General features: G+C 61.6%; 23 protein-coding genes. 5 read left to right on the forward strand and 18 right to left on the reverse strand.

The genetic code is table 11. The features are described 5' to 3' along the window. Positions 1–3: 3 nt before the first annotated feature. From waaA to ACOCMH_RS29100, 3 genes are read right to left on the reverse strand one after another with little or no spacing between them, the layout of a single operon-like run. Positions 4–1,293, reverse strand: a complete 1,290-nt coding sequence (gene waaA / locus ACOCMH_RS29090; protein ID WP_427310832.1) for a lipid IV(A) 3-deoxy-D-manno-octulosonic acid transferase — start codon at positions 1,291–1,293, stop codon at positions 4–6. After that, complete coding sequence (gene waaC, locus ACOCMH_RS29095) at positions 1,293–2,399, reverse strand: lipopolysaccharide heptosyltransferase I (RefSeq protein ID WP_427310833.1); 1,107 nt, start codon at positions 2,397–2,399, stop codon at positions 1,293–1,295. The genes waaA and waaC overlap by 1 nt, the downstream gene beginning before the upstream one ends. Next, positions 2,380–3,765 (reverse strand): phosphomannomutase/phosphoglucomutase, encoded by a 1,386-nt coding sequence (locus tag ACOCMH_RS29100; RefSeq protein ID WP_427310835.1) that lies wholly within the window; start codon positions 3,763–3,765, stop codon positions 2,380–2,382. Before ACOCMH_RS29100 ends, waaC begins: the two co-directional genes overlap by 20 nt. Positions 3,766–4,099: 334 nt before the next feature. Between ACOCMH_RS29100 and ACOCMH_RS29105 the strand changes: the two genes are divergently transcribed. Genes ACOCMH_RS29105 through ACOCMH_RS29120 form a run of 4 tightly spaced genes read left to right on the forward strand, consistent with a single transcriptional unit; the run spans position 4,100 to position 8,842 of the window. Next, the gene (locus tag ACOCMH_RS29105) at positions 4,100–5,134 is read left to right on the forward strand and encodes a glycosyltransferase family 4 protein (RefSeq protein WP_427310837.1); all 1,035 of its coding nucleotides are present in this window, start codon (positions 4,100–4,102) and stop codon (positions 5,132–5,134) included. Beyond that, a complete protein-coding gene (locus tag ACOCMH_RS29110) occupies positions 5,134–6,453 on the forward strand; it encodes a sugar transferase (protein ID WP_427313392.1) in 1,320 nt (439 codons plus the stop codon). Before ACOCMH_RS29105 ends, ACOCMH_RS29110 begins: the two co-directional genes overlap by 1 nt. Continuing rightward, positions 6,453–7,586: a glycosyltransferase gene (locus ACOCMH_RS29115; protein WP_427310839.1), complete on the forward strand. Its 1,134-nt coding sequence runs from the start codon at positions 6,453–6,455 to the stop codon at positions 7,584–7,586. The genes ACOCMH_RS29110 and ACOCMH_RS29115 overlap by 1 nt, the downstream gene beginning before the upstream one ends. Beyond that, the gene (locus ACOCMH_RS29120; protein WP_427310840.1) at positions 7,586–8,842 is read left to right on the forward strand and encodes a lipopolysaccharide biosynthesis protein; all 1,257 of its coding nucleotides are present in this window, start codon (positions 7,586–7,588) and stop codon (positions 8,840–8,842) included. Before ACOCMH_RS29115 ends, ACOCMH_RS29120 begins: the two co-directional genes overlap by 1 nt. A gap of 19 nt (positions 8,843–8,861) precedes the next feature. Here the strand turns inward: ACOCMH_RS29120 and ACOCMH_RS29125 are convergent, their stop codons facing one another. From ACOCMH_RS29125 to rfbB, 13 genes are read right to left on the reverse strand one after another with little or no spacing between them, the layout of a single operon-like run. Then, a complete protein-coding gene (locus ACOCMH_RS29125; RefSeq protein WP_427310841.1) occupies positions 8,862–9,965 on the reverse strand; it encodes an MraY family glycosyltransferase in 1,104 nt (367 codons plus the stop codon). 19 nt (positions 9,966–9,984) lie between these two features. After that, positions 9,985–10,767, reverse strand: coding sequence for a glycosyltransferase (locus ACOCMH_RS29130; protein WP_427310843.1), 783 nt, complete (start codon positions 10,765–10,767; stop codon positions 9,985–9,987). Continuing rightward, the gene (locus tag ACOCMH_RS29135) at positions 10,751–11,743 is read right to left on the reverse strand and encodes a glycosyltransferase family 2 protein (protein ID WP_427310845.1); all 993 of its coding nucleotides are present in this window, start codon (positions 11,741–11,743) and stop codon (positions 10,751–10,753) included. Before ACOCMH_RS29135 ends, ACOCMH_RS29130 begins: the two co-directional genes overlap by 17 nt. Next, positions 11,740–12,975, reverse strand: a complete 1,236-nt coding sequence (locus tag ACOCMH_RS29140) for a glycosyltransferase (protein WP_427310847.1) — start codon at positions 12,973–12,975, stop codon at positions 11,740–11,742. The genes ACOCMH_RS29135 and ACOCMH_RS29140 overlap by 4 nt, the downstream gene beginning before the upstream one ends. 50 nt (positions 12,976–13,025) lie before the next feature. Further along, on the reverse strand, positions 13,026–15,665 hold the full coding sequence (locus ACOCMH_RS29145) for a glycosyltransferase family 4 protein (protein ID WP_427310849.1): 2,640 nt from the start codon (positions 15,663–15,665) through the stop codon (positions 13,026–13,028). Between the two features lie 35 nt (positions 15,666–15,700). Beyond that, positions 15,701–16,435, reverse strand: coding sequence for an ABC transporter ATP-binding protein (locus tag ACOCMH_RS29150; protein WP_427310851.1), 735 nt, complete (start codon positions 16,433–16,435; stop codon positions 15,701–15,703). Between the two features lie 8 nt (positions 16,436–16,443). Then, entirely contained in the window at positions 16,444–17,253 is an 810-nt protein-coding gene (locus ACOCMH_RS29155; RefSeq protein ID WP_427310853.1) for an ABC transporter permease, read from the reverse strand. After that, a complete protein-coding gene (locus tag ACOCMH_RS29160; protein WP_427310855.1) occupies positions 17,240–17,749 on the reverse strand; it encodes a GNAT family N-acetyltransferase in 510 nt (169 codons plus the stop codon). Before ACOCMH_RS29160 ends, ACOCMH_RS29155 begins: the two co-directional genes overlap by 14 nt. After that, the gene (locus tag ACOCMH_RS29165; RefSeq protein WP_116600699.1) at positions 17,746–18,873 is read right to left on the reverse strand and encodes a DegT/DnrJ/EryC1/StrS family aminotransferase; all 1,128 of its coding nucleotides are present in this window, start codon (positions 18,871–18,873) and stop codon (positions 17,746–17,748) included. The genes ACOCMH_RS29160 and ACOCMH_RS29165 overlap by 4 nt, the downstream gene beginning before the upstream one ends. Positions 18,874–18,906: 33 nt before the next feature. Next, the gene (rfbC, locus tag ACOCMH_RS29170; protein WP_427310856.1) at positions 18,907–19,458 is read right to left on the reverse strand and encodes a dTDP-4-dehydrorhamnose 3,5-epimerase; all 552 of its coding nucleotides are present in this window, start codon (positions 19,456–19,458) and stop codon (positions 18,907–18,909) included. Then, positions 19,455–20,336 carry a glucose-1-phosphate thymidylyltransferase RfbA gene (gene rfbA, locus ACOCMH_RS29175; RefSeq protein WP_427310858.1) on the reverse strand — a complete coding sequence of 294 codons (882 nt, stop codon included), beginning with the start codon at positions 20,334–20,336 and terminating at the stop codon, positions 19,455–19,457. Before rfbA ends, rfbC begins: the two co-directional genes overlap by 4 nt. 2 nt (positions 20,337–20,338) lie before the next feature. Next, a complete protein-coding gene (gene rfbD, locus ACOCMH_RS29180) occupies positions 20,339–21,301 on the reverse strand; it encodes a dTDP-4-dehydrorhamnose reductase (RefSeq protein WP_427310860.1) in 963 nt (320 codons plus the stop codon). Beyond that, on the reverse strand, positions 21,291–22,355 hold the full coding sequence (rfbB, locus tag ACOCMH_RS29185; protein ID WP_427310862.1) for a dTDP-glucose 4,6-dehydratase: 1,065 nt from the start codon (positions 22,353–22,355) through the stop codon (positions 21,291–21,293). Before rfbB ends, rfbD begins: the two co-directional genes overlap by 11 nt. Before the next feature lie 231 nt (positions 22,356–22,586). Here rfbB and ACOCMH_RS29190 point away from each other — a divergent pair, with 231 nt between their 5' ends. Then, positions 22,587–23,435, forward strand: coding sequence for a symmetrical bis(5'-nucleosyl)-tetraphosphatase (locus ACOCMH_RS29190; RefSeq protein WP_427310863.1), 849 nt, complete (start codon positions 22,587–22,589; stop codon positions 23,433–23,435). A 35-nt stretch (positions 23,436–23,470) separates the two neighbouring features. On the opposite strand, the gene ACOCMH_RS29195 is transcribed toward ACOCMH_RS29190, so the two are convergent. Together ACOCMH_RS29195 and ACOCMH_RS29200 are read right to left on the reverse strand one after the other, a co-directional pair. After that, positions 23,471–24,304, reverse strand: coding sequence for a lysophospholipid acyltransferase family protein (locus ACOCMH_RS29195; RefSeq protein WP_427310864.1), 834 nt, complete (start codon positions 24,302–24,304; stop codon positions 23,471–23,473). After that, the gene (locus ACOCMH_RS29200; protein WP_427310866.1) at positions 24,301–25,584 is read right to left on the reverse strand and encodes a dihydroorotase; all 1,284 of its coding nucleotides are present in this window, start codon (positions 25,582–25,584) and stop codon (positions 24,301–24,303) included. The genes ACOCMH_RS29195 and ACOCMH_RS29200 overlap by 4 nt, the downstream gene beginning before the upstream one ends. Positions 25,585–25,642 lie beyond the last annotated feature (58 nt).

The raw sequence follows: 25,642 nt of genomic DNA on the forward strand, positions 1-25,642 counted from the left end.
GAATCAGCGTTCCAGCGCCGGCGCCACGGCGGCAAGCGTGCGTACCGTGGCGCCCCGATGCAGCCCCGCGAAGGTCTGCGCATGCGCGCGCATATCCGCAAGCCGAGCCCGATCGGCAAGCACGCTTGCCGCAGTACGCATTAGCGCGTCGGCATTGTCCACGCGCAGGCACGCTCCCGCGGCAATCGCATCGTCGGTCGCCTGCGCAAAGTTGAAGGTATGCGGGCCGATCAGCACCGGGGTGCCGACAGCGCAGGCTTCAATCAGGTTCTGCCCGCCCAGCGGCAACAGGCTGCCGCCGATAAACGCGAGGTCCGACGCAGCAAAGTACATCGCCATCTCACCCATCGAATCGCCAAGCAACAGGTCGGCAGCCAGTGGCGACCGCACGCCATCAAGATCCAGTTTGCTGCGACGCTCGACCGAGAAACCCGCACGCACCGCCATGGCGGCCACCTCATCGAAGCGCTGTGGGTGACGCGGAATCAGCAGCAGGGCCGGCCGAGGCACGCCTGGCGCCAACGACTCCCAGCGCGAGAAGGCATCGAGCAGCATGGCCTCTTCCCCCTCGCGCGTACTGGCCGCCGCCAGCACCGCGCGTGCGCCGAAGACTTTGCGCAGTTGCCCGCCCAGCGCCACACCGGTCGGCGCTGGCTGCATGTCGAACTTGAGGTTGCCGGTGATCTGCACCGCCCGCACACCCAGTGCGCGAAAGCGCTCGGCATCGCCGGCGGTCTGCGCCAGCACGCCGGCAAAGTCGCCATACATCGCCGCGGCGGCGCGACCGAAGCGCGCCGTGCGCCGATAACTGCGCGGCGACAAGCGCGCGTTGACCAGGTACAGCGGCACGCCTGCCTTGCGCGCGCCATGGACCAGGTTCGGCCAGACCTCGGTCTCCATCAGCATGCCCGCCTGCGGCCGGAAATACCGCACGAACCGCCGCACCAGCCACGGCAGGTCATACGGCAGGTAGCACTGGAGAATGCGCGACTCCTGGCCGAACAACTGGGCGCCGGTCTGGCGGCCGGTCGGCGTCATATGCGTCAACAGCAAGCGGTGATGCGGATGCGCGGCGAGCAGCGCTTCGACCAGCGGCTGGGCCGCCCTGGTCTCGCCCACCGACACGGCGTGAACCCATAACCACGGCCCTTGCTTCGGCAGGCTGCCATACGCGCCGAGACGCTCGCCGACATGCTGCAGGTAGCCGGGCTCCTTGCGGGCACGCCAGGCCAGGCGCAGCAGCGCCAGCGGCAACACCAGCACCCACAACCAGCTATAGAGAACACGCAGCATCAGGCAGGCACTCCGCGCACGCGGCAAGCTGCCTCGTAGACTTCTTCCACCGAAGGCACCACGCCGTCGTCGCCGACATTGGCAATGCGTTCCGACCAATAGCCTTCAGTCTTCCAGCGCCACGTGGCGGTATAGATTTCCACGGTGGGCCGGCACAGCGCCGCGGCGATATGAACCAGGCCGGTATCGACGCCGATCACGACTTCCGCGCGGTTGATCAGGCCAAAGCCCTGCATGACCGAGAAGCGTGGCAACACCTGTGCTCGCGGCACGCCGGCAGCGATGGCTTCGGCAGCCTGGCGTTCCTTGTCATTGCCCCACGGCAACAGCATTACCAGGTCCGCTTCATTCAGGCGCTTGCCCAGCGCGTGCCAGTTCTGCAGCGCCCATTTCTTGCGCGCTCCAGCGGTCGCATGGAAGCACACCGCATAGCGAGGCGGCAGGCCTGCCCACAGCGGATCATCGACCGACAACGTCTGCGCCGCCGGCCCGAAGAACAATGGAGGCTCTGCCGGCGCGGCACCCGTCAGCGCTGCGCCCAGCAGGCGCGAGCGGCGCACCGAATGGGTCTGGCGCGGCACGGCCACCGGGGCGGTATAGAGCAGCCGCGCCGCCGGCTCATAGCCCGAGCCCTGCGTGGCATTGCCGAGCCCGATGATCGGCGCGCCCGGCGCGCGCGCGGCGACACGTGCGACTACCGCGGTTTTCAGCAAGCCCTGGCTTTCGATCACGGCGTCATAACGCTCCTGCCGCAAGGCGTCGCGCACCGCGCCGATCTCGCGCCAGGTACCACCCTGCAGCAGGCGCTTGCGCCAGCGCCGCAGCGCGAACGGGATGACCCGGCGCACCTCGGGCAGCAGGCGAACCAGTTCCACGTAACCCTCTTCCACGACCCAGTCGATCTCGGCACCGGGCCAGCGCGCGCGCAAATCATGCACCAGCGGCATGTTGTGCACTACATCGCCAAGCGACGATACCTTGACCAGCAGAATGCGCGGCCGCTCCGGCAGCGCAAATGGCACCGCGGCCGGCATGGGCTGTGCCACACCGGCCGCGTCAGACGATGCCGCAGGCACCGTCGTGCGCTCAGAACGGGAGCTGAGCATCCGGCTTCTCGGCGAGAATCACGCGCTTGAACTCGGCCTGGATGCGCGCCAGTGCGGCGTCGTTGTCGGCTTCGAAGCGCATCACCACCACCGGCGTGGTATTGGACGGACGCGCCAGGCCAAAGCCGTCGGCGTATTCCACCCGCACGCCGTCGATGGTGATCACTTCGCGCGCACCGTCGAATTTGGCGTTTGCGCGGATCTTGTCGAGCAGCGTGAAGGGCTCGCCCTCGGCGCACTTGAGCTGCAGTTCCGGCGTGTTGTTCGCGTTCGGCAAGGCATTCAGCACCGCGCTGGGATCCGCATGGCGCGACAGGATTTCCAGCAGCCGCGCGCCGGTGTACAGGCCGTCGTCAAACCCGTACCAGCGGTCCTTGAAGAACACATGGCCGCTCATCTCGCCGGCAATCGGCGCGCCCGTTTCCTTCAGCTTGGCTTTCACCAGCGAATGGCCCGTCTTCCACATCAGCGGCTCGCCGCCATGCTGGCGGATCCACGGTGCCAGCTTGCCGGTACATTTGACGTCGTAGATCACCTGCGCACCAGGGTTGCGCGACAGGATTTCTTCAGCAAACAGCATCAGCTGGCGGTCCGGGAAGATCACCTGCCCGTCCTTGGTCACCACGCCAAGGCGATCACCGTCGCCGTCGAAGGCCAGGCCCAGCTCGCAGTCGGTCTCGCGCAGGGTCTTCATCAGGTCCTGCAGATTTTCGATATGCGCGGGATCGGGATGGTGGTTGGGGAAGTTGCCATCGACCTCGCAGAACAGTTCGACTACTTCACAGCCCAGACCGCGGAACAGGTCGCCGACGAAGGCGCCCGCCACCCCATTGCCGGCATCGAGCGCAATCTTCATCGGCCGGGACAGCTTGACGTCGCCAAGGATACGCGCGAGATACTTTTCGCGCACATCGACTTCTTTGTACGCGCCTGCGCCCTGGGTGAACGCGCCGGCCTCGATGCGCTTACGCAAGTCCTGGATCTGCTCGCCGTAGATCGCCCGCCCCGCCAGCACCATCTTGAAGCCGTTGTAGTCGGGCGGGTTATGGCTGCCGGTGACCATGATGCCGGAGGTCGGACGCACTCCATCGATTTCGATATTGGTAGCGAAATAGACCATCGGCGTTGCCACCATGCCGAGATCGAGCACGTCCAGACCGGTGGCGCGCAGCCCCTCGACCAGGCCACCAATCAGGTCCGGGCCGGAAAGACGGCCGTCACGGCCGACGGCGATCGAGGTCTCGCCAAGCTCCACGGCGGCGGAGCCGAACGACAAGCCGATCTGGCGCGCGACGTCGCGGGTGAGCGTTTTGCCCACGATGCCGCGAATGTCATAGGCTTTGAAGATGGAGGGATCGATTTGCATGTAGGGTCCTGAGTTGCTTGTCGTCCGCGCCGCACTTGCCAGTTGGTCAATGCGGCGCCCCAAAGGCAGCTATTTTGCCGGATTGCGGCTGGCCCGGGCGGTATAATCGCCGCATTATCACGGATGGACACAAATTTCGGAGTCTGTCCTACATCCTGCGGTGTCCTGCCGTGCGCTCAGGGGTATTGGGACTCTGCGGCGGCGGATCCGCCACCAAATCTACAGAGCCTTGAAACTACCCGCGCAGCCGTCGCCCCGACCTCGCATTGCCTACCTGATCACCAATGCGGAGATCGGCGGGGCGCAGTCGCATGTCGCCGACCTGCTGCGGTCGATGGCCGGCAAGGCCGACACCGTCCTGCTGGCGGGCGGCGAAGGGCCCCTCTTAGAGATCGCGCAACGCAACGGCGCGCGGACCATCAGGTTGAAGCGGCTGGACAATGCCTTGTCGCCCTGGCGCGCCATCCTTGCCTTGCGTGAACTGGTCGTCGCACTGAAACAAGCCGCGCCGGACCTGATCCATACGCACAGCGCCAAGGCGGGAGCCCTGGGCCGCATCGCCGGGCTGGCACTCGGCATACCCGTGGTCTATACCGTCCACGGTTTTGCCTTCAAGCCCGAAGCCCCATCGCGCCAGCGCATCGCCGCACGCGTGGCGGAATGGTTGCTGGCACCGCTGGCGGCGCGCGTGATCTGCGTCGCGGACGCCGAACGACGGCTGGCCCAGTCGCTCCCCCTTCCCGCCGAACGCATTTCGGTCATTCCAAACGGCATCCCCGATACGCCCCATCGTGCCGAGCCGCAGGCCCCCTTGCGAAGAATCGTGATGGTCGCACGCTTTGCCGCACCCAAGCGCCAGGACGCGGCGATTCGCGCCTTCGCGCGCGCAGGGCTGGAGTCATGTGTATTGACCCTGGTCGGAGACGGTCCGCAACGGCACGCCATGCAGCAACTGGCGCAACAGCTTGCCCCCGGACGCGTGGAATTTCCCGGCAACGTCACGCAAGTGCCCGCGCTGCTGGCTTCGGCCCAGGCCTTTGTGCTGGCGTCGGACCACGAAGGCTTCCCGCTGTCGGTGCTGGAAGCGATGCGGGCCGGACTGCCGGTCGTCGCCTCCGACCTGCCTGGCATTCGCGAGCAACTCGACGGCAACCGGTACGGGCTGCTGGTCAATCACGATGACGAACATGCGTTCTCCGAAGCGCTGCGCCGCCTTGCCGGCGACAGCGCCCTGCGCGCGGCGCTCGGCCACGGCGCGCGCCAACGGTGGGAGCAATGCTATGGGCTGGAGCGCATGACTGGCGCGACCTGGTCCGTCTACTGCGCTGCCCTCGCCCAGACGCCCCGCGCCGCGCGGGTGCCGACGTGATGACCATCAAGGCCGACAGCATGCGGCACCGCGCCCTGCGCATGCGCACCGGCGGTTCCGAGACCGTGCGCCGTATCAGCCGGATGGTGGCGTGGGCGGTGCTGGGCCTGGCGCTCTTCGCGCTCAGCGCAGTCGGCGCCGAAATGGCGCACCGCGCCGGCATTGTGACCTACGTATTCACACGCACGTTGCTATGGTCAGTGCTGCCATACCTGGTCGCGTTCATGTTGCTGCATCGCTCGCTGCACCTGCCGGCGATGGAAGGCAACAGCCTGGCAGGACTTGCCGCGACGTTGCCGTTCGGCGGCCTGCTCTTTGTGTTTGCCGCCTTCCATATCGAATATTCTCGCGGCGCCCTGCTGCTGTCCTACCTGATCACGCTGGCGTGGCTCTGGACCGGCTATCGACGCTTCGTGCAGAACTACGTGCCGCTGTTCGGCTATACCGATCCGGGTACCCTGGCACAGCTGGAAACCATTCTCGCCATGCCGGGTGCCGCGGCGCCGGCGCGCATCCGCTTCGAACCGGTGGGATCGCTGGAAGACGCCAGGCACTTTGATGGCCTGATGGTCGAGCGCAGCGCCACTGGCGACCCCGAACGCACGCGGCTGCTCGCGCATTACAAGATGAGCCACGTCCGCATGTACTCGGTGGAGCGTGTCGGCGAAATGCTGACCGGCCGCGTCGGGCTGGCGCACATCGACGAGAACTTCCTGGACGACTACGCTGCGCACTACCTCTACGGCTACCTGAAGCGCGCCATCGATATCGTGGCCGTCGCCTGCCTCGCCCCTCTGGCCGTGCCGCTGGGACTTGCCGTGGCGCTGGCTATCCGGCTGGAAACTCCCGGTGGTGCCATCTTCCGACAGGAACGCGTGGGCCTGTTCGGCAAGCCCTTTGTCATGCTCAAGTTCCGCAGCATGGGCGTCGACGCCAGCGCCCCGGCCCTGTTCGCGTCACGCCGCGATCCGCGCGTGACGCGGGTTGGACGCATTATCCGCAAGTACCGTCTGGACGAAATCCCGCAACTGTGGAATGTGCTGCTCGGGCATATGAGCCTGATCGGCCCGCGGCCGGAACAGGCACCGATGGTTGATCGCTTTTCGGCAACCATCCCCTATTACCCGTACCGCCACCTGGTGCGGCCCGGCCTTTCCGGCTGGGCCCAGGTACAGCAGGGTTACGCCGGCAGCCATGAAGAAACCGTTACCAAGCTGAGCTATGACCTGTATTACGTCAAGCACTGTTCGCTGGCACTGGACCTGCTGATCGGGGTGAAGACGCTCAGGACGCTCGCGACCGGTTACGGAGCCCGCTGATGGGCAGCGCCGATGAGACTGCCGCGCAAGCGCCGTTGCGCATCCTTGTCATCACCACCGGTCTCAAGCTGGGCGGCGCCGAGCAGCAGATTGCAGCGCTGGCGCGCGCCTTCCTGGCACTGGGCAACGAGGTCGCCATCCTCAGCCTGACGCAAGGCCAGGAGATCGACTTGCCGGCAAAGATCCACGTGACCGAACTGGCCATGCGCAAGACACCGCTGTCGATACTGGCCGCCCTGCGCCACGCGCGCGGACTTGTGCAGCAGTGGCGCCCGGACGTCATCCATGCCCATATGGTCCACGCCAATCTCTTCGCACGGGTGCTGGCCAGGACGGGGCGCATGCCGCCGGTCATTTGCTCCGCGCACAGCGCCCGCGAGGGCGGTCGCCTGCGCGCCCTCGCCTACCGCATCACTGACCGCTGGTGCGCCATGACGACCCACGTCAGCAACGCCGGCCGCGTGGCGATGGTGGCGAGCGGCGCCGTGCCGGAGGGACGCGTGATCGTGATGCCCAACGGCATCGATACCAGCCGCTTTCGCCCGGACCCGGCTTCGCGTGAACAGACCCGGCGCGACCTTGGCCTGGGACCCGACGACCGGCTTGTCCTCAACGTCGGCAGGCTGGTACCGGAGAAGGACCAGGCCATGCTGATCGAGGCGTTCAGCGTAGTCAGCCACGGCATGCCAAGAGCACGGCTCATGATTGCCGGGGATGGCCCGTTGCGCGACACACTGGCGCAGGAGGTCGCCCGGCACGGGCTGAATCATGTCGTACTGTTGGCCGGAGCAAGGAAAGACATCCCGGAGCTGCTGCGCGCCGCCGATGTCTTCGTGTTGTCTTCGCGCATCGAAGGCATGCCGCTGGCGGTGGGTGAAGCGTTGGCGAGCGGACTGCCGGTCGTGGCAACCGCCGCGGCAGGCGTATCCGAACTAGCCGGCGACACCGCTACGCTAACCCCTACCGGCAATCCACAGGCTCTGGCGAGCGCCTTGCGCGACGCCATCGCCAGCCTGCCCGGCACCGAGTCCGAACGCGACCGTCGCCGCCAGCGGATTGTCGGCCGTTTCGACGTGAACGGTGTGGCGCGGCAATGGCTGGCGCAATATCGCCGCCTGAGGAAACTACCCTGATGCGCCGCAAAGTCGCAAGCAACTTGCTGTGGATGCTGGCCGACCGTGGCCTGCAGGTGATCGTGGGGATCGGCGTCGTGGCCATGCTGGCACGGGCGCTGGGTACGGAGGGGTTTGCGCATTTCCAGTATGCACAGTCGCTAGTGTTTATTGCCGCGTCGATACCGCTGATCTGTTCGGCGGAAGTGGTGGTGCCGCGGTTGGTGGGGATGGCGACGCCAGAAGCGAGACATATTCTCGTCGCACACGTCTTCGCCATTCGGCTGAGCGCGGGCATCGCTGGCTATGTGCTGATGTGCCTTTGGCTGGCCGCCACGCGACAGCCCGCCGATACATGGATTCCCGCAGCAATCCTCGGGACAGCGGTCATGATGCGAGAGCCGTTCGGTGTCGCCATCGCGTGGATGCAGGCACGCACCCACAATCGTCCCAATGTTGTGTTCAACCTGATAGCCCTCGCCGCCAAGGCCGGCCTGATCACGGCCCTGTATTTTGCCGGCATCGAACTTGTGTCGGCGTACGCAGGCGCTTTTGCGATCGAGCCCTTGATCGCCGCGGTGCTGCTTACCTGGTACTACCTCGCGCGCGCCCCGAAAACGGTGCCAACGCATGACCCCGTCCTCACGCGCGAATTGATGTACGACGGTGCGTTGTTCTGGGTCAGCTTCATGCTGATGGTCGCCGCTCGCCGCGCCGATCAGTTGATACTGAAGCCAGCTGTGCCGCTGGCCGAACTGGGTACTTACGCGGCTACCATGCAAATACTGGACAACTTCACCACCCTCGCCACCATACTGGCAGCAGGCGTAGCCCCCTTCTATGTTTTTGCGCAGCGGTCGGGCATGGCGGCACGCCGCAACGTCCTTCGCGTTGCCGCGGGCATGTCCGTCCTGGGTGCGGCAGGCGCCATCGTTCTGGCACTCTGCGCGGAACCAGTCGTCCACTTGCTTTACGGCAAAGCATTCGGTGAAACCGTCGACCTGTTGCGGTTGGCGGCGCTGGCTTCAATCCTGGTGTTTGCGGACGTGGGATTGAGTCTGTTGCCCATATATCTGCGCAGGCCACGCTGGGTAGCCATCAAATGGGGACTGGTTCTTGCCACCACGGTAGCGGTCGACCTAGTTGCGATCCCTCATCTTGGCACCCGCGGTGCCGTGGCCGGTTACGCGGCCGCCAATGCCGTCGCCGTTGGGTTTGGCCTGATCCTGGTCTTTCGCGTTCGCGCCACCGCTGTCGACGCAGCAATATCCGCCTGACGGTAGGCCCGAGATGGCCTTACTCCCCGTTATTGCTCGGATTGAGACTGCGTTTGCCTCGCAACACGATCCGGCGTCCAACGCGCAGGCAGCGCCATGCGTTTCGCATCAGCAACAGATGAAGGCCGGTGACACCAAGGAACGAGAGAAATAGCACCTGCTCGGAGACCCCTTGCTTCCAGCCGTAAACGCCGGCGAAGCCCAGCAAGGCATTGCTGACGAGGATGACCCAGACAATGGCATCTGGGCTGAGGCCAAGGCGAAGCAGCACGTGATGCAAATGGGTACGGTCAGCGGAGAGCGGGTTGCGGCGCTTCAATGCGCGGCGAATGACCACCACTAGCAAGTCGATCAACACAAAGCCCAGCACCCAAAGCATCACGACCGGCGGCACATGACGTCCGTTGTTGTATGTCGGCTGTGACAGTTCCACCGCAAACCAGACGATGCCATATCCGAGCATCAGACTGCCCGCGTCGCCGAGAAACACGCGCAACTTGCCCCGGAAAGGGTTGCGCATGTTGAAGATCAAGAAGCCGAGGATCGCCCCGCAGAAAATCACGCTTACGCGCTGTGCAGCCAGATTGCCCAGTTCGCCGGCCAAATAAGCGTACCAGCCGAACACGATGAGCGAAAGCCCGCCCGCCAGGCCATCAAGCCCATCGCTCATATTCATGGCGTTGATGACGGCGACCACGGCAAAAAGCGTCAGCGGGATGGCCCAGTTCGCCAGTTCGATCTCGCGCCGGCCAAAGATATCGCCCAGTGACATCAGATAGACGCCGCCCCATGACGTCATCAGGATGGCCGCAAAGATCTGGGCGCCCAGTTTGGCTACCGGAGACATGCCCTGCATGTCGTCGATGAGGCCGACAAAGGCAAGCAATGTCAGTCCACCCAACAGGGCGACGTAGTAGCCCTGGTTGCGCATGAATAACAAGCAACCGGCCCAGATGGCCAGCGTTACGGCAATGCCGCCGACCAGAGGCACCGCTCCATGGTGCCGCTTGCGGTTGTCGGGGCGATCCAGCAGGCCGCCGACCATAGCGACTGGCCGCAGCAGCAAAACGCTCAGCGCGGAAACCAGGAAGGCGAAAGCTGGAACCCAAAAAAAATCGAACATGGAATCGTTCTAATAATGTTCAATTGCCGGCCGCGACATGGCGCAAGCGAAACCGCCAATAGGCGGAGGACGTAAACAGTCTCATCATGCTTGCCAGATGCCACCGGAGGTAGCGAAGCCGGCGGTGGCTATCACGGCGGGCATCGTGCATCACGATGACATCGTTGGCCAGGTGGACGCTGCCTCCATTCAGCCATGTACGCAGGCAAACGTCCACATCCTCGCAATAGAGATGGTACCGGTCGTCGAAGCCGCCCAATCGCTGAAATACGCCAGCGTCAAAAAGAAGAAACATGCCGGCAGCCCAGTCAACCGGAACCGTGCCTTCGCCGGCGTAATCCGGAGGCATCCGCCGATTGGCTAATCGGGTCAGCGCCCGTCGCATCAAAACCAATGGTCTCGGCACTTTCCGCGCACTGTCCTCGACCGCGCCGTCGTTGGCGACCACACGCGGTGCCACAACCCCCGGTCGCGCCCGGGCTTGTGCCAATAGCGCAGGAAAGGGATTTTCGATCAACCGGACATCGGGATTGACGACGCAAAAATACGGCGTATCGCAAAAAGCAAAAGCTGCGTTGTGGTTGGCTCCGAAACCCTTGGGTTCGGCATTCTGGATGTAGCGGATGTCGAGACGGCCGAACGTGTCGTCAGCGTTGCGGCGTTCGGGCAGGTTCTCGGTAACAACGACTTTCAGAGGGAGTTCATGGGCAATCGCCGACAATTGCCTGAGCAGCGGTCGCATCAGTTCCCCCTGGCCGTGGCTCACCAAGGAAACCGTCAGCAGCTTAGCGGTTGCTTCCACGGCCCGGCCTCGCATCCATCAACGCACCATCACGGCCCTTTATGCCGTCGACGATGCCTCGGGTCATCAATCGGATTCGCTTCAGCCGAGGCGACATGCCGAGTCCGAAGAACACTGCAAACTGCGACAGACGGAACACATGCGTAATCCGCCATGCAAGGCTCATCGGCGTCGTCAGCAGCATGCGAACGGTATTTCGGAACATGTAGTAATCGCGCGCCGGGGAATGCACGGGCACCTCGCGCCAGCGGCCCAGCCAGACCCGCACGACATGGTCGCCCAGCGCGTGCTCCAGCCGCGCGCGCGGAATTGCAAAGAGTCGCATGCCCCGCGCCTTTACGCGCAGGCACCATTCCGTGTCGACGTGATCGATAAAGTAGCCCTCGTTCATCATGCCGTGGCGCTCCAGGACCGAGATGGCAATCATGGTGCCAGAGGCGATCAGGAAATCGGCCTCGATATACGGCTCCGAGGTCTGGCTGGCGAGCCGCTGCACGCGGCCGCGTACCATGCGCACCACCTTGGATGTCGTGCCGGTGCGGCGGTCGTGCGCCACCGCGCCCACCGCGCCGACCTCGACACCGGCGTCGCGCAGTTGCCGGTCGGCTTGCCGCAGCGCGGCGACCATGTTGTCGGCCGGCACACTGTCGTGGTCCAGCAAGAGCACGTACTCTGCACCGGCGGCCTTTGCTGCTTCGATACCGCGGTTTTGGGCGGCGGCGATGCCGAGGTTGGTGCCTAGTGGTACGTAACGAATACGTCCAGCCCCGGCATCTTCGGAACTGCACATGGCGGCGACATCGATTCCCACGGATCCGTTGTCGACGACCACAACAGTCCCGACCTGCCGCAGGGTAGCCTGCAACAGCCGCCGGAAAACAGGCTCGTCGGGATTGAAGGTCACGACGACGGCAGCGGTGCTACCAGCTTCGACGGACGCGGCGCCGGGTGGCATGGCAAATTGTGCTTCGCTCATGCCGCCCCCTTCATCCGACTTTGTACAGTGCGGACCATGCGGGCAAGCAGGGACCTGGCCCGGACATAGCGCAGGTGTACCCTCAGCTTCTGCCGCGCCAGCCATCCAGCCCCGCGAATCCAGCACGTATCGGCGCTGAGTGCCACACGACTCAAACGTGGCATCCGTACGGAGCGCTGGAATTCCTCCAGCAAGCTCCGCCACTGCATGGCCACCACATCCTGCGCATAGTGCTTGCGTACATCCTCGTATGCGGCTGCTGCCATCGCTGCACGCTGCTGCGGGTTGTCCACCAACTCGACAATTGCCCGGTACCAGGCCTCCGCATCCTGCTGCACAAGCAGGCCAGTAACGCCGTTCTTCACTGAGTCACGGTAGGGCGGACTGTCGGCATATATGCCGGCGATGCGCAGTGCGCCGTATTCGCGGTACTTGTTGTTGGTCTTGTATCGGTTCGACTCCGTATCGGCCATGGGGGCCAGTCCGATATCCAAGGCGCTAGCATGCTTGAACCTGATGAAGTCCTCGTAACTGCCCATGTGGGCGTGATAGACGACTCGGTCCTTGCCATGTAGCGACGGAGGGCAATAACCAAAGAAGTGCATCGTCACCTGCGGCCTTTCAGCCAGCACTCGCTCCAGCGCAGGGAGAATAGCGATGAAGTCCCTTTCACGCGTAGCGCTACCCGCAAATCCAATCCGAACCTCATGCTCGTGCGCAGGCGGCTGCTCCAGCCCTGACAAGAGGCTGAAGTCGAAAGGCGCAGGCAGCACGATGACCGGCGCCGCAAAACGATCCCGCAAATATTTACCAAGGTGGGGCGAGTTGACGATAACCGTATGGGCGTTGCGAACCACAAGTTCGAGCGTCTCACGCACCTCCTTTGCCTGATAATAGACAATCAACGGCCCCTCGCCCTGCAGCTCCCAAAAGTTATCATCGATATAGTACAGATACTGGACCTTGCGCCGCAGCATCCATTTCACCATCGGCGCAGCAGAGGGATCGCCCACCCGGATGAGCAAGGGAATGGCGTTATTCTGCATTCGACTCGGCAGGAAATTGGATACGAGTAACTTGTAGACCCCCGCCGCATTACCGGCCGCCTCGCCAATAAGTCGGCCGATAATATGAGTGGTCGGAATTTCGCCCTCAATAACAAGACGTGCCTGCAGGTTGGGCGCGGCTTCGGCAGCGCCATTAATGGCGTCATGGCTACCGTTATCGCTCATACGAACCTCGTCCGACATTGTCGTAAAGAGTCGCACCGGCATACGCCGATTCAGCATTCATCAGACAACTCAAGGCCGATAGCCGGGACTATACGGCGGCGGATGCCGCTAATACGAGCTGCTCCAGCCAGCGAAATACGGCTGGTCGCACCACGCGTAAAGATACGTATTTCGACATGGTCAGTGCCTTCGACCTCGATGCGCTTCCCGAAGCTGAGTCGGAGGAAGGATTTATTTTTGACGTGATTAATCGGAATAACTGATTGTGCCGCAATCTCATTATTAACGACGATTTCCGCGCCGATCACGCCATCGCCATCTGCGAAATCCATCATGGGAATGGTGGACACACCTGCCACCATACCTGCCAACCCACTGAACGCAGCAGCCACGAAATCCTTTCCATCCAGATCCAGGCGTGAGCGGAGGTTGAGCGGCGTCGGAACACTCCACACCGTCTTCTGGCTCATGGAGCGAATATCGGCACGCGCACGCCTGTCATCAACAAGCTGGTAGATCAACCCCTTCTTGTTTATGCAGTGGTCTTCAAACGAGAAGCTGCGCGCAATGTCGTCATAGGCAGCGGACACGATCCGCTTCGCAAGATCCTCATCGTAGAGAAGCTTGCGGATGGCGCGATACCAGCCTTCTTCATCGTTGGCAGCCAGGCAACCAGTCACCTCATGCTTGACATAGTTCCGATAGGTTTCAACATCCGAATAGACACCCGGAAAACCCGCCGCAGCGTATTCCCGATATTTATTATTTGTCTTACTACGATTGAACTCGGTATCCGCGAGAGGCGCCAGTGCAACGGCCCACTGCCTGGAGCGGAAAAAAGAGATGAATTGATCATAGTCGGGATTAAACGGATGCGACACCACTCGTTCATTCCGTTCAAATTCCGCCGGCACGAAGCCGAAGAACTCCAGCGAGACATTGGGATCTTCTGCCAGAACCCTTTGCAGCGCAGGTATCACACACTCAAAATCCACGTCCTTCTTCAAACTGCCCATGAAGCCGATTACCGAGGTGGGCTTGTACCTCGGTTTTTCCGCGGGGAGCAACTGATAGGGGCGGAAGACCTCCACGCGATCGCTGTGCTCAACGGCGGCATGGCGCATCGCCGCTGAGTACACTGCCGTCCGGTCGGCCAACGAGATCAAGTCAGCCAGGTCCTGGTTCTCAAACTGGCCATGACTTGGCTCGCCGTTGTGAAACTGAAGCGCGAAATAATTGTCATCGGTCTCAAAAGCCACAGGAATACCTATAGCTTTGGCACCGCGAACAATCTCGATTACAGGAGCGGTGTATATACGCAACACGTACACCAACTCAACCTCTTCCAGCTTAATCTTATGAAGCTCGGAAAGATCATATACAGTGTATTCAAAGCCTTTGTCCTCGCGCCGCAGCTGGTCAAACGGCTTTTCCACCAGCAACGCAAAAGACGTCTGCGAACGGTCAGGGACGATAACCGCAACCCTTACCCGCTCGCGACGGGACGGCACGCGGAAGAAGACTTCCCGCATCCATCGATCGTCCGGCTGTTGGCTTTGCGTGGCAGCCCGCTCCAAAACCTTCTCAAACTCATCCACGTATACCCGACTGGAGAAGCGCGCTTCAATGTTGGCTCGCGCGTGCTTGCCCATTTCCGCAACCTTAGGCGCGTCCGACATCAGCTCGCAGAGCTTTGCCGCCATATCGATAGCACTCGATACGAGATATCCATCTTCCCCATCGCGGATAATCTCCCGCGCGCCGATAGTCGGCGTTGCCACCACCGGTAGACCGCAAGCTTGTGCCTCAAGCAGCGATACCGGAAACGTCTCCGTGGTGGAGGTATTCACATAAATGTCTGACGAGCCGAGACAATCCAGCGGATCATCTACCTGCTTGCGCAAATCGAAATACTTGGCAAGATCATTCCGCATGATTTTCTCATGCAGAGCATCATAATACTGAGGCTCGCTGGGCCCGACCAAAGCGAATTGAAAGCCCGTACAACCCCGGCGTAGCATGTCCATGGCCACATCCGGCAGCATCATCTGATTCTTGTTGTCGTTGAAATGACCGAGCTGCAAGATGCGGAACATTCCGTCTGCGTCGCGTCGGGCAACCGGCGGTGAAAACCGCTTGATATCAACGCCATTATGAACCACCGATACACTGCGACCCAATCCCAGTTCACTCAGCGATTCGCGTAATGACTGCGCGGGCACGACAATGTGACTACCACCGCTGGCCAGCAAGCGATAGATCGATTCCTTAAACTCCCCGGACATCGCGGTATAGATGTTATCGACGAATAAGGCATGAATATGAGCAACGTGGGGGCGACCAGTAATTCGGGCGGCAAAATAACCATCCAGGAATACGCTGGTGTTACTGACAATCACGTCAGGATTGGTACGCCTGATCAACCGCACCAGAAAATCGATACTCTCGCGCGAGCGATCCAGGCAGTAGCTAATATTGTCGTCTGAAAATCCTGGATTAAACCACCATTTCAGATAACTCGAGCGGGTCACCTGAACGCCACCAAAATTAAGCTGCGGGGCAATTTTCGCCTCAGGTGGCAGCACCGCGACCACGTGATGTCCCTTCTCCGCGAAACCAAGGCAGAGCGCCCGAAACGTCTGATCGATACCCGCCAAGCCGGCTGTCGGGCTGATTGCCAAAACACGCATCTTAATTTCCGCTTTTATCCAATCTCAGTTCAAGACTACTGCCCGCCGCGCCGTGTATATTCGGCCAGAACTTCGGTGGTGGGGCCATCCATCGCCACCTCTCCCTTGCGCAACCAGATCACGCGTTCACAGAAGTCCTCAACGAGGGGCAAGCTATGGCTTGAAAAGACCAGAATCTTGCCTTGCTCCATGAACTCGTACATCCGGCGTTTGGCCTTGTCAGCAAACACCAAATCCCCGGCCCCCATGACCTCATCCAACAACAATATCTCCGGATTGATGGCAGTTGATACCGAGAATGCAAGCCGGATAAACATGCCCGCTGAATAGGTCTTGACCGGATAATCCAGAAAATGACCCAGCTCCGAGAACTCTGCGATGCTATGGATGCGCGCCTCCACTTCATCCGGAGCCAACCCCAACAGCATCGCCCGAATCCGGATGTTATCCCAGCCCGTTTGAGTCATCTCAAAACCTGTCGCCAATTCAAACATTGGCGAAACATGGCCAACAATCTCCGTCTCACCCGAAGTCGGCGGGTAAATGCCAGCCATCACCTTGAGAATGGTACTTTTGCCGGCACCATTCAGACCAACCAACCCTACACGTTCCCCGTGAGCGATTTCGAGGTTAATTCCCTTCAGTGCATCCACGTATTCGACCCGTTCCTTGGCCTTGGGACGGAAAGCATTCAGCAACGCCCCCTTCAGGCTATCCTGCCGCATGGATACATCAAAGCGAACGCGTACATCGCGCAAACTGATCTTCAACTCAGGGATCATAGAACGTAGACGATGCGATGAGACATACGCTTCATCACTGCAAACGCGACGGCACCAATCAGAACGGCGTAGCCGATGGCAACCAGCCATACTTCATCGGAAGGCGAGGCGTTATTGAGCAGCGGATACCTGACGATTTCGATCAGATAATAAAGCGGATTGTATTGATAGATAAAACCGAGACCGCGATCCTTCAGCATGGTAACGGTGTACATCACCGGCGTCACGTAAAAGCCAATCTGGATCAACCCACTCAACAGGTGCGGTAAATCGCGGTACCTGGCGCCAAGGTGGGAAACGATAACCAAGTGAAAAAAATTGATGACGATAAACAGCAAGAAGCCGGGGAAAAACCAGAGCGCACCGGTTTCGAATTTTCGCCCATAGGCAAGAGCTACCACCAAGAACACCAGCATGCCCACACAGAAGACCACAATGTAGGGCACCATGGCCCTATACAGGTAGGTTACCTTGGGGAAGGAAAATTGCTTAATATAACCTTCGGCGTTGACGAAGGCGGAGCCGCCCTCTGTCAACGCGGAGGTCATGAAACCCCAAATAGCGAGACCCAGCGTCAGAAATGGCAGGAACTCTTCCATCGGCTGATGAAACAGCTTCCCGAAGATAAGCCCGACCGCCCCCATGGTGGCCGAAAGGTTAATAAGAATCCAGAGCGGCCCCAACATTGAATTCCGAAACCGCCCCTTGACGTCCTGCACCCCCATATGGAGCCACACACGCCACAGTTTGGCTGCAGCAGCGTATTCCGTCAGCGGATGTTTGCGGCTGCTGTTATAGACTGTCATCTAGTACACGCTCCATTACGACCCGCCCATCCTGGCGACCTGTTTCCACGAAGCCCAGCCTCTCGTAAATGCGAGCGGCATGGAGGTTCGATTCCAGTACCTCGAGGTAAGCATTGGACAAACCGAGCTTGTCGCGCGCGAACACCAGCAGCGCCTCGATCGCCCGACGCATCTTCCCTTGGCCGGCAGCCTCCGGCGACACAACGAAGCGGCCGATCTCGGCGCGGCCGGTCGACGTGTTTACGTCATAGATCGCAACCTGGCCAACCAATACGCCGTTCGCCGGGTCCTGCACTACGAACACGAAATCGTCGGGCTTCTCGGAATACTTTCGAAACCAGCCCTGGTGGCTTTCCAGGGTCAGGACGTCGGAGAAGATAAATTGCTGCCTGACGCCCTCGCGGTTGCGCCAGGCCAGCGTCAGCGGAAGGTCTTCCGTCGCTAGGGGGCGCAGACGCACCCCCTTGGCTTCGAAGGGCTCGAAGATCGGCTTCATGCAGCGTACTTGCGAACCAGTTCGCAGACGAATTCGACGTCGTTGCGGGTGATACCCATGTGCATGGGCAGCGACAGCACTTCGTTGCTGGCGGCATGTGCACGCGGGCACTTGCCCTTGCCGCTGGCGTACATCCGGTATTCGGTATTGTCGCGGTAGTGGACGCCCGGATACACCTCATGCTCGTGCAGCGCCAGCATGAGTTCGTCGCGATTCTTCACACGGATCTGGAACAGGTGACGCGACGAATCACAGCCTTCAGTGATCGTCGTCAGGCGGATATTGTCATGGCCCGACAGCAGTTCCTCATACCAGTTTGCCAGTTGGCGGCGGTACGCGTTGTCATTGTCCAGGTACTTGAGCTGGACCAGGCCGATCGCTGCCATGATGGAGTTGCCGTGGTACTTATAGCCGACCTCTTCCACGTCGTACATCCACTTGTAGGCACCTTGCGTCGTAGTACGCGCAAACGTGTCCTTGTTGATGCCCAGCCACGTCATTTTGCGAACGCGCTCGTCATCTTCGGCTTCCTGGAAGCAGATCATGCCCGAATCGGCGGTCGGCAGGTTCTTCACGGCCTGGAAGCTGAACACCGTGACATCGGCGTCGTGCCCGACGTGGCGTCCGTGATAGCGGGTACCGGACATATGGGCCGCGTCTAGTACCAGCTTGATGCCCTTTTCCTTGCACAGCGCGACCACCTTGTCGTACTGGCCAACATTGCCACCCAAACCAACGAAGATCACGGCGCGGGTGCGATCCGTGATGCGCTCGGCAATGCTGTCCGGGTCCAGGCACAGCGAGTCGTCGACATCGGCGAAGACCGGCGTCAGCCCGGAATACAAGATGGCGTGGTTGGTGGAAACAAAGGTCAGCGGCGTGGTGATGACCTCATCGCCGTCCGCCCAGCCATACTTGGTCTTAAAGAGTTCGAAAGCAAGGTGCAGCCCAACGGTATTGGAGCCGAGGAAATGCGCATACGGCAGACCCGTGTAGGACTTCCAGGCTTCCTCCATTGCATTGGTCTTGAAGCCGAGCCCAGTCCAGCCTTTTTCCAGGCATTCCTGGATTTCTTTCAGGCATTCTTGGACACGGAAATTGGGTACGAACAATTGGATTGCCATTTATTTCTCCCAGGAATTCAAAGATCTATTTAATCATTCAAACAATTCAGCAACTGCAAAAGCCGGTGCGTCCTCGTCCTTCTTAGAGAGCACTGGCGCTCCGTCGATTGGCCATTGGATGCCCAATGCTGGATCATCCCAGCGCAGCGATCGCTCGAACTGCGGGGCATAGTAGTCGGTGGTCTTGTAGAGGAACTCCGCGCTCTCCGACAGCACCACAAAGCCATGCGCGAAGCCTTCGGGCACCCACAGCTGGCGCTTGTTTTCGGCTGAAAGCTCCACGCCAACCCACCTGCCGAAATTCGGCGAACTCCGGCGGATATCCACTGCCACATCGAACACGGAACCCGCTACCACGCGCACCAGCTTCCCTTGGGGCTGCTGGATCTGGTAGTGCAAGCCGCGCAGGACATTCTTCGCCGAGCGCGAATGATTGTCCTGTACAAAGTCCCGCTTTAATCCCGTAGCATCCTCGAACTGGCGCGCATTGAAGCTTTCAAAGAAAAAACCCCTGTCGTCGCCAAACACCTTGGGCTCGAGAATAAGCACCTCGGGCAAAGCCGTCTTGACAATATTCATGCTCATGCAATCGACTCCTTCAATACCTGCTGGAGGTACTGGCCATAACCGTTCTTCGCCAATTCCGACGCAATCTTCTGCATCGTATCTGCCGAGATCCATTGATTGCGGAAGGCAATCTCTTCCGGACACGCCACCATCAGCCCCTGCCGCTTCTGCAGTGTCGCGATGAACGTGGCGGCCTCCTGCAGCGAATCGTGAGTACCGGTGTCCAACCAAGCATAGCCGCGGCCCATGATCTCGACTTCCAGCTGGGCGGCTTCCAGGTAGCGCTTGTTCACATCCGTAATTTCGAGTTCACCACGGGCCGAAGGCTTGATATCCGCCGCGATGTCGCAGACCTGATTGTCATAGAAATACAGGCCAGTCACGGCATAGTTGGAGCGAGGCTGAGCCGGCTTCTCTTCCAGCGACAAGGCACGGAAATTTGCATCGAATTCGACCACCCCATAACGCTCCGGGTCGTGCACATGATAGGCAAACACGGTGGCGCCCGCCTCGCGCGCCGCCGCGCGCTGCAATTGCTTGGCCAGATCGTGACCGTGAAAAATGTTGTCGCCAAGAATCAGCGCAGACGGATCGGAGCCAACGAAGGACTTGCCAATAACAAAGGCCTGGGCCAGTCCATCCGGGGATGGTTGCACCGCATACTCGATGTTCAGGCCCCACTGGCTGCCGTCACCCAGCATGTCGGTAAAGCGGGGGGTGTCCTGCGGCGTCGAAATCACCAGGATGTCACGAATACCTGCGAGCATCAGCGTGCTCAGCGGGTAATAGATCATCGGTTTGTCGTAAACGGGAAGCAGCTGCTTGGACACCGATCGCGTGATGGGATACAGACGGGTGCCAGAGCCACCCGCCAGAATTATGCCTTTACGTTTCATGTCTACTCTTTCGATGTCTTGCAGGCATCCGTTACCAGTGCGAACTCCGCGATATCGATGAATTCGCGTAAAGTACGCTCCACGTCGCGGTGCCACTCGGGTATCGCAATGCCAAACCCGTCCCGCACCTTTGATGTATCGAGACGAGAATTTGCCGGCCTCGGTGCGGGGCTGCCGTATTCCTCTGCAGTGATCGCGCGGATATTTTCTGCGCCAAGTGACAGAGGCACGCCATTGTCCGTGAGATACCGGACAATCAGTTTTGCATAGTCGCACCAATTGGTTTCGCCCAGCGCAGCCAGGTGATAAACCCCTGGAACGAAATCCTGCTTCGCCCGGTTCAGGTACCGGCCCACGGCTACAGCCGTGACGTCCGCGACCAGCGAGGCCGGGGTTGGGGCACCCCACTGATCCGACACCACGCTCAGCGATTCGCGAGTCGTTGCAGCACGGACAATGCTTTTCAGGAAATTGCCGCCGTGCAAGCCGTAGACCCAGCTCGTACGGAAAATCAAGTGATTCGCCGTCGCAGCCTGGATCATGCGCTCGCCGCCGAGCTTCGACTTGCCATAAGCGGACAACGGATTGGGCGCGTCGGTCTCGACATATGGGCCCGGCTTCTCGCCGTCGAAAACGTAGTCAGTTGAATAATGAACGACCAGTGCGCCCAGATGCGCTGCTTCCTCTGCCAGAATCCCCGGCGCGTCCACATTGACAGCATTGGCCAGGTCGATCTCCCGCTCCGCGAGATCGACAGCGGTGTAGGCTGCGGCATTGACGACGATGTCCGGTCGCGCCGCCTGGACGGCACCTCGCACACTGTCGGCATCGGTCAGATCGCATTGACGGCGGTCCACCGCCACCACGGTTCCGTGCAGCGCGAGGCTGCGTGTCAGCTCGAAACCCAGTTGCCCATTGGCGCCGATGAGCAGGATCCTTGGAAACATGCCGTCCTCAAGCGGCATATTGCTTCGCCACCCAATTCCGATACTCCCCCGACATCACGTCCTGGACCCACGCCTGGTTATCCAGGTACCACTGCACGGTCTTGCGCAGGCCAGTCTCAAACGTCTCGGCCGGCTTCCAGCCCAGCTCGCGCTCCAGCTTGCGTGCATCGATCGCATAGCGGCGATCATGCCCCGGACGATCCTTGACGAAGGTAATCTGGTCACGGTACGAGCCGGTGGCCTTGGGCGACAGTTCGTCAAGCAGGTCGCACAGGGTATGCACAACGTCCAAATTCGTCTTCTCGTTCCAGCCGCCCACGTTATAGGTTTCGCCAAGGCGGCCGCGCGACAGCACCTCGCGGATGGCCGAGCAGTGGTCGCGCACGTACAGCCAGTCACGCACGTTCTTCCCATCGCCATAGATGGGCAGCGGTTTGCCGGCCAGGGCGTTGGCGATCACCAGCGGGATCAGCTTTTCCGGGAAATGATAGGGCCCGTAGTTGTTCGAGCAGTTCGTCGTCAGAACCGGCAAGCCGTAGGTATGGTGATACGCTCGCACCAGGTGGTCCGAGGCGGCCTTGGAGGCCGAGTACGGACTGTTGGGCGCGTATGGAGTCGTTTCCGAGAACTGCGGATCGGTTTCGCTCAACGAGCCAAACACTTCGTCGGTCGACACATGGAGGAAGCGGAAGTCGGATTTGACGGGTTCTGCCAGCCCGCTCCAATAGGCGCGCGCGGCTTCGAGCAGCGTAAACGTGCCAACAATATTGGTCTGGATAAACTCGCCGGGCCCATGAATGGACCGATCCACATGACTTTCGGCCGCGAAGTGCACCACAGCACGAGGCTTGTAAGTGGCGAAGAGCTTGTCCAGTGCCTCACGATCACAAATATCCGTTTGCGAGAACACGTGCCGTGGATCGTCCTCTACCGACGTCAGCGTCTTCCGATTGCCCGCATAGGTGAGCTTGTCGACGTTGACGACCCCATCCGCCGATTTGTCGCTCAGCCATGCCAGAACGAAATTGGCGCCAATGAACCCGGCGCCCCCAGTGACCAAAATATGGGACAAAACTTGCTCCTTGCCTCGATATGTTTCGATGACCCGACAAAAGCCGAGCGCCCACCTTGTCCTCTTCCTGGACGGCGGGGCCTTAAGTGCCTGCAGAAGTGGCGGTATTCTATCTGACTGAATGCCTCAGCTTAGGGGCGGACGTCCACTTTTTGTAGCCTCATGTAACCGTGTCACGGTATATCGGTCACAAAACTACAAATAGAAGCGAATTTTTTCTCCCTGGAACCGATGCCACACAACGACGTTACACATACATCACTTTACGCTGTCGGTGACCTGCAAGGTTGCGCGCCTTCCCTCGACGCCTTGCTAGCTTGCATGCCCGCGCAGCCGGGCATGCGCTTCGTCGGCGACCTCGTCAACCGCGGCCCCGCTTCCCTCCGAACCCTCCGCACCATCCGCGCCATGGGAGACCGCGCCGAAACCGTCCTCGGCAACCACGACATCCACCTTCTCGCCGTCGCGTCCGGTGTCCGCAAAATCGGCCGCCACGACACGCTGGACGACATCCTCGCCGCCCCCGACCGTGAGGACCTCCTCACCTGGCTCCGCCACCGCCCCCTGGCCCTGCTGGAAAACAACTTCCTGCTGGTCCACGCCGGCGTCCTCCCCCAATGGTCGGCCCCCCAGGTGATCGACCTTGCCCACGAGGTCGAAGAACAACTGCAGGGCCCCAACTGGCAAGGCTTCCTCGCCGACATCTTCGGCAACACCCCCGACCGCTGGCACGATGGCCTGCGCGGCATAGACCGTCACCGCGTGGTGGTCAATGCCCTCACCCGCCTGCGCTACTGCACTCTCGACGGTGTGATGGACTTCAAGACCAAGGATGGCCCGGGCAAGGCGCCGGATGGGTTCCTGCCATGGTTCGACGTGCCTGGCCGGCGTACAGAGGACGTGACGGTGGTCTGCGGGCACTGGTCGACGCTAGGCCTGGTTATGCGGCCGAACCTGATGGCGCTGGATACGGGCTGCGTCTGGGGTGGCAAGCTGACGGCGGCGCGTCTGACGCAGGATCCTGCCGAGCGGACTGTCATCCAGGTGGATTGCCCGCAATATTGTGACCCGCTGGCCTGACTCGCAATCCTGCGTTGGCAGGGACGACAGAATGGCTAGCCGATGGCAGCGGACGCTGGCTGCGGCGCGCCGGCGGGTGCCGGCGCTTGATTGAGCCGGCCAGCCACGGTGGCGGCGTGCTCCGCGGCGCCCTGGCTGAGATGAGCGACGACTTCCCTGGCGGAAGCCGCCAGTTCACGGCGATCGCCTGAGGCCGGCACCAGCGCCGGCCCGACCACCAGCCGGGCCTTGATCCGTGGCGCGCGCAGGACCGCCTCCAGCGATTGCAGCAGCGTGGTGTCGCCGATATAGGCGGCGGCCAGCGTCGGCTGATCCGTGGCGGCGTCGAGGTAGTTCAATCCCAGCGGCTGCACCGGCAGTCCGCCCGAGATCGGCGCCTGCATCAGGTTGGCATGGAACGGCAGCACGGCCGTTCCGTCAGTGGTCGTCCCCTCCGGAAACACCCCCACCAGATCCCCCTGCAACATCACATCCGTAATGTCATGCAGCACCCGATGCGCATCTCGCTTGCGCCCGCGTTCGATGAAGATGGTGCCGGTCTTCTCGCACAGCCATCCGACCAGTGGCCAGCTGCGGATCTCCGATTTGGCGACAAACCGCACCGGCTGCCAGCTGTGGATCACATAGATATCCAGCCAGGAGATGTGGTTTGACACCACCATCGCCCCCTGCCGCGCCGCACCGGTGTGCGCAGCGCCGGTGGCGTCGACCACCTCGACTTCCACCCCGCAGATGCGCAACAGCCGCCGCGACCAGCGGCGGATATGCCATTCGCGCGAGCGCACGCCCAGCCACGGGAACAGCAAGGCGCAAGTCAGCAGCCCGCGCAGCAGGTGCAGGACCAGTGCGGTCTTGCGCAGCCAGATCATGCCTGGGCGTGGTTGCCATAGACGACTTGCCCGCCGACCAGGGTCATGCGGACCTTGCCTTCCATTTCGTAGCCGAGCCACGGCGAGTTCTTGCCCTGGCTCTTGAGGGAGCGGCGGTCGACTTTCCAGACCTGCTTCGGATCGAACACGCACACGTCGGCGGCGCTGCCGACGGCCAGCGTGCCGGCCTTGAGGCCGATGACGCGGGCGGGTTCGACGGTGATGCGGCCCAGGGCCTGGGCGAGCGGGACCTTGTGCTCGCTGGCCCAGCGCAGCGTCAGCGGCAGCAGCAGTTCCAGGCCGGTTGCGCCCGGCGATGCCTCGGCGAAGGGCAGCAGTTTTTCGTCGTCGTCCACCGGCGTGTGGTCCGAGCACAGGGCGTCGATGGTGCCGTCGGCCAGCGCGGCGACGATGGCGTCGCGGTCGCGCGGGCTGCGCAGCGGCGGCGAGAAGCGCATTTGCGAGTTGAAGTAGCCGATATCCATGTCGGTCAGCGAGACGTGGTGAATATTGACGTCGCAGGTCACATTCAGGCCTTCGCGCTTGGCCTGGCGCACCAGTTCCAGGCCGGCGGCGGACGACAGCCGGCACAGGTGGACGCGGGCGCCGGTGCTGCGCATCAGTTCGAAGATGGTGTGCAGGCGCACGGTCTCGGCGATCACGGACACGCCGGACAGGCCCAGGCGCGAGGCCACGGCGCCGCTGGCGGCGACGCCGCCGCCCAGGAACGGGTCTTCCGGGCGCAGCCAGACGGTGAAGCCGAAGGTCTGCGCGTATTGCAGCGAGCGCAGCAGCACCTGGGTATTGCGCACCGGCGCCTCGGCCTGGCTGAAGCCGACACAGCCGGCTTCGGTCAGCTGGCCCATCTCGGTCAGGGTTTCGCCCTTCAGGCCCAGCGTCAGCGCGCCGAGCGGGTAGACGTGGGTCTGATTGAGGGTGCGGGCGCGGAACTTCAGCATTTCGACCAGGCCGGGCTCGTCGAGCACGGGGTCGGTGTCGGGCGGGCAGACCAGGCTGGTCACGCCGCCGGCGGTGGCGGCCGCCACTTCGGATTCCAGCGTGGCCTTGTATTCGTAGCCGGGCTCGCGCAGGCGTGCGGACAGGTCGACCAGGCCGGGGCACACGATCAGGCCCCGGGCGTCGATGGTCTTGTTGGCGGTGAAGTCCGCCGGGGCGCTGCCGACGCCGACGATCTTGCCGGCGGCGATAAAGAGGTCCTGCGCGGCGTCGGTGTTGCTGGCCGGATCGATCAGGCGGCCGCCCTGGATGTGAATCTTCATAGCTTGGCTTGTCGTGTCGCTTGGCTGGTTCGGTGTGTTGTGGCTCGACTGCGTCATT

Source organism: Cupriavidus sp. H39, assembly GCF_050271075.1.
In the GTDB taxonomy this organism is placed as follows: domain Bacteria; phylum Pseudomonadota; class Gammaproteobacteria; order Burkholderiales; family Burkholderiaceae; genus Cupriavidus; species Cupriavidus necator_B.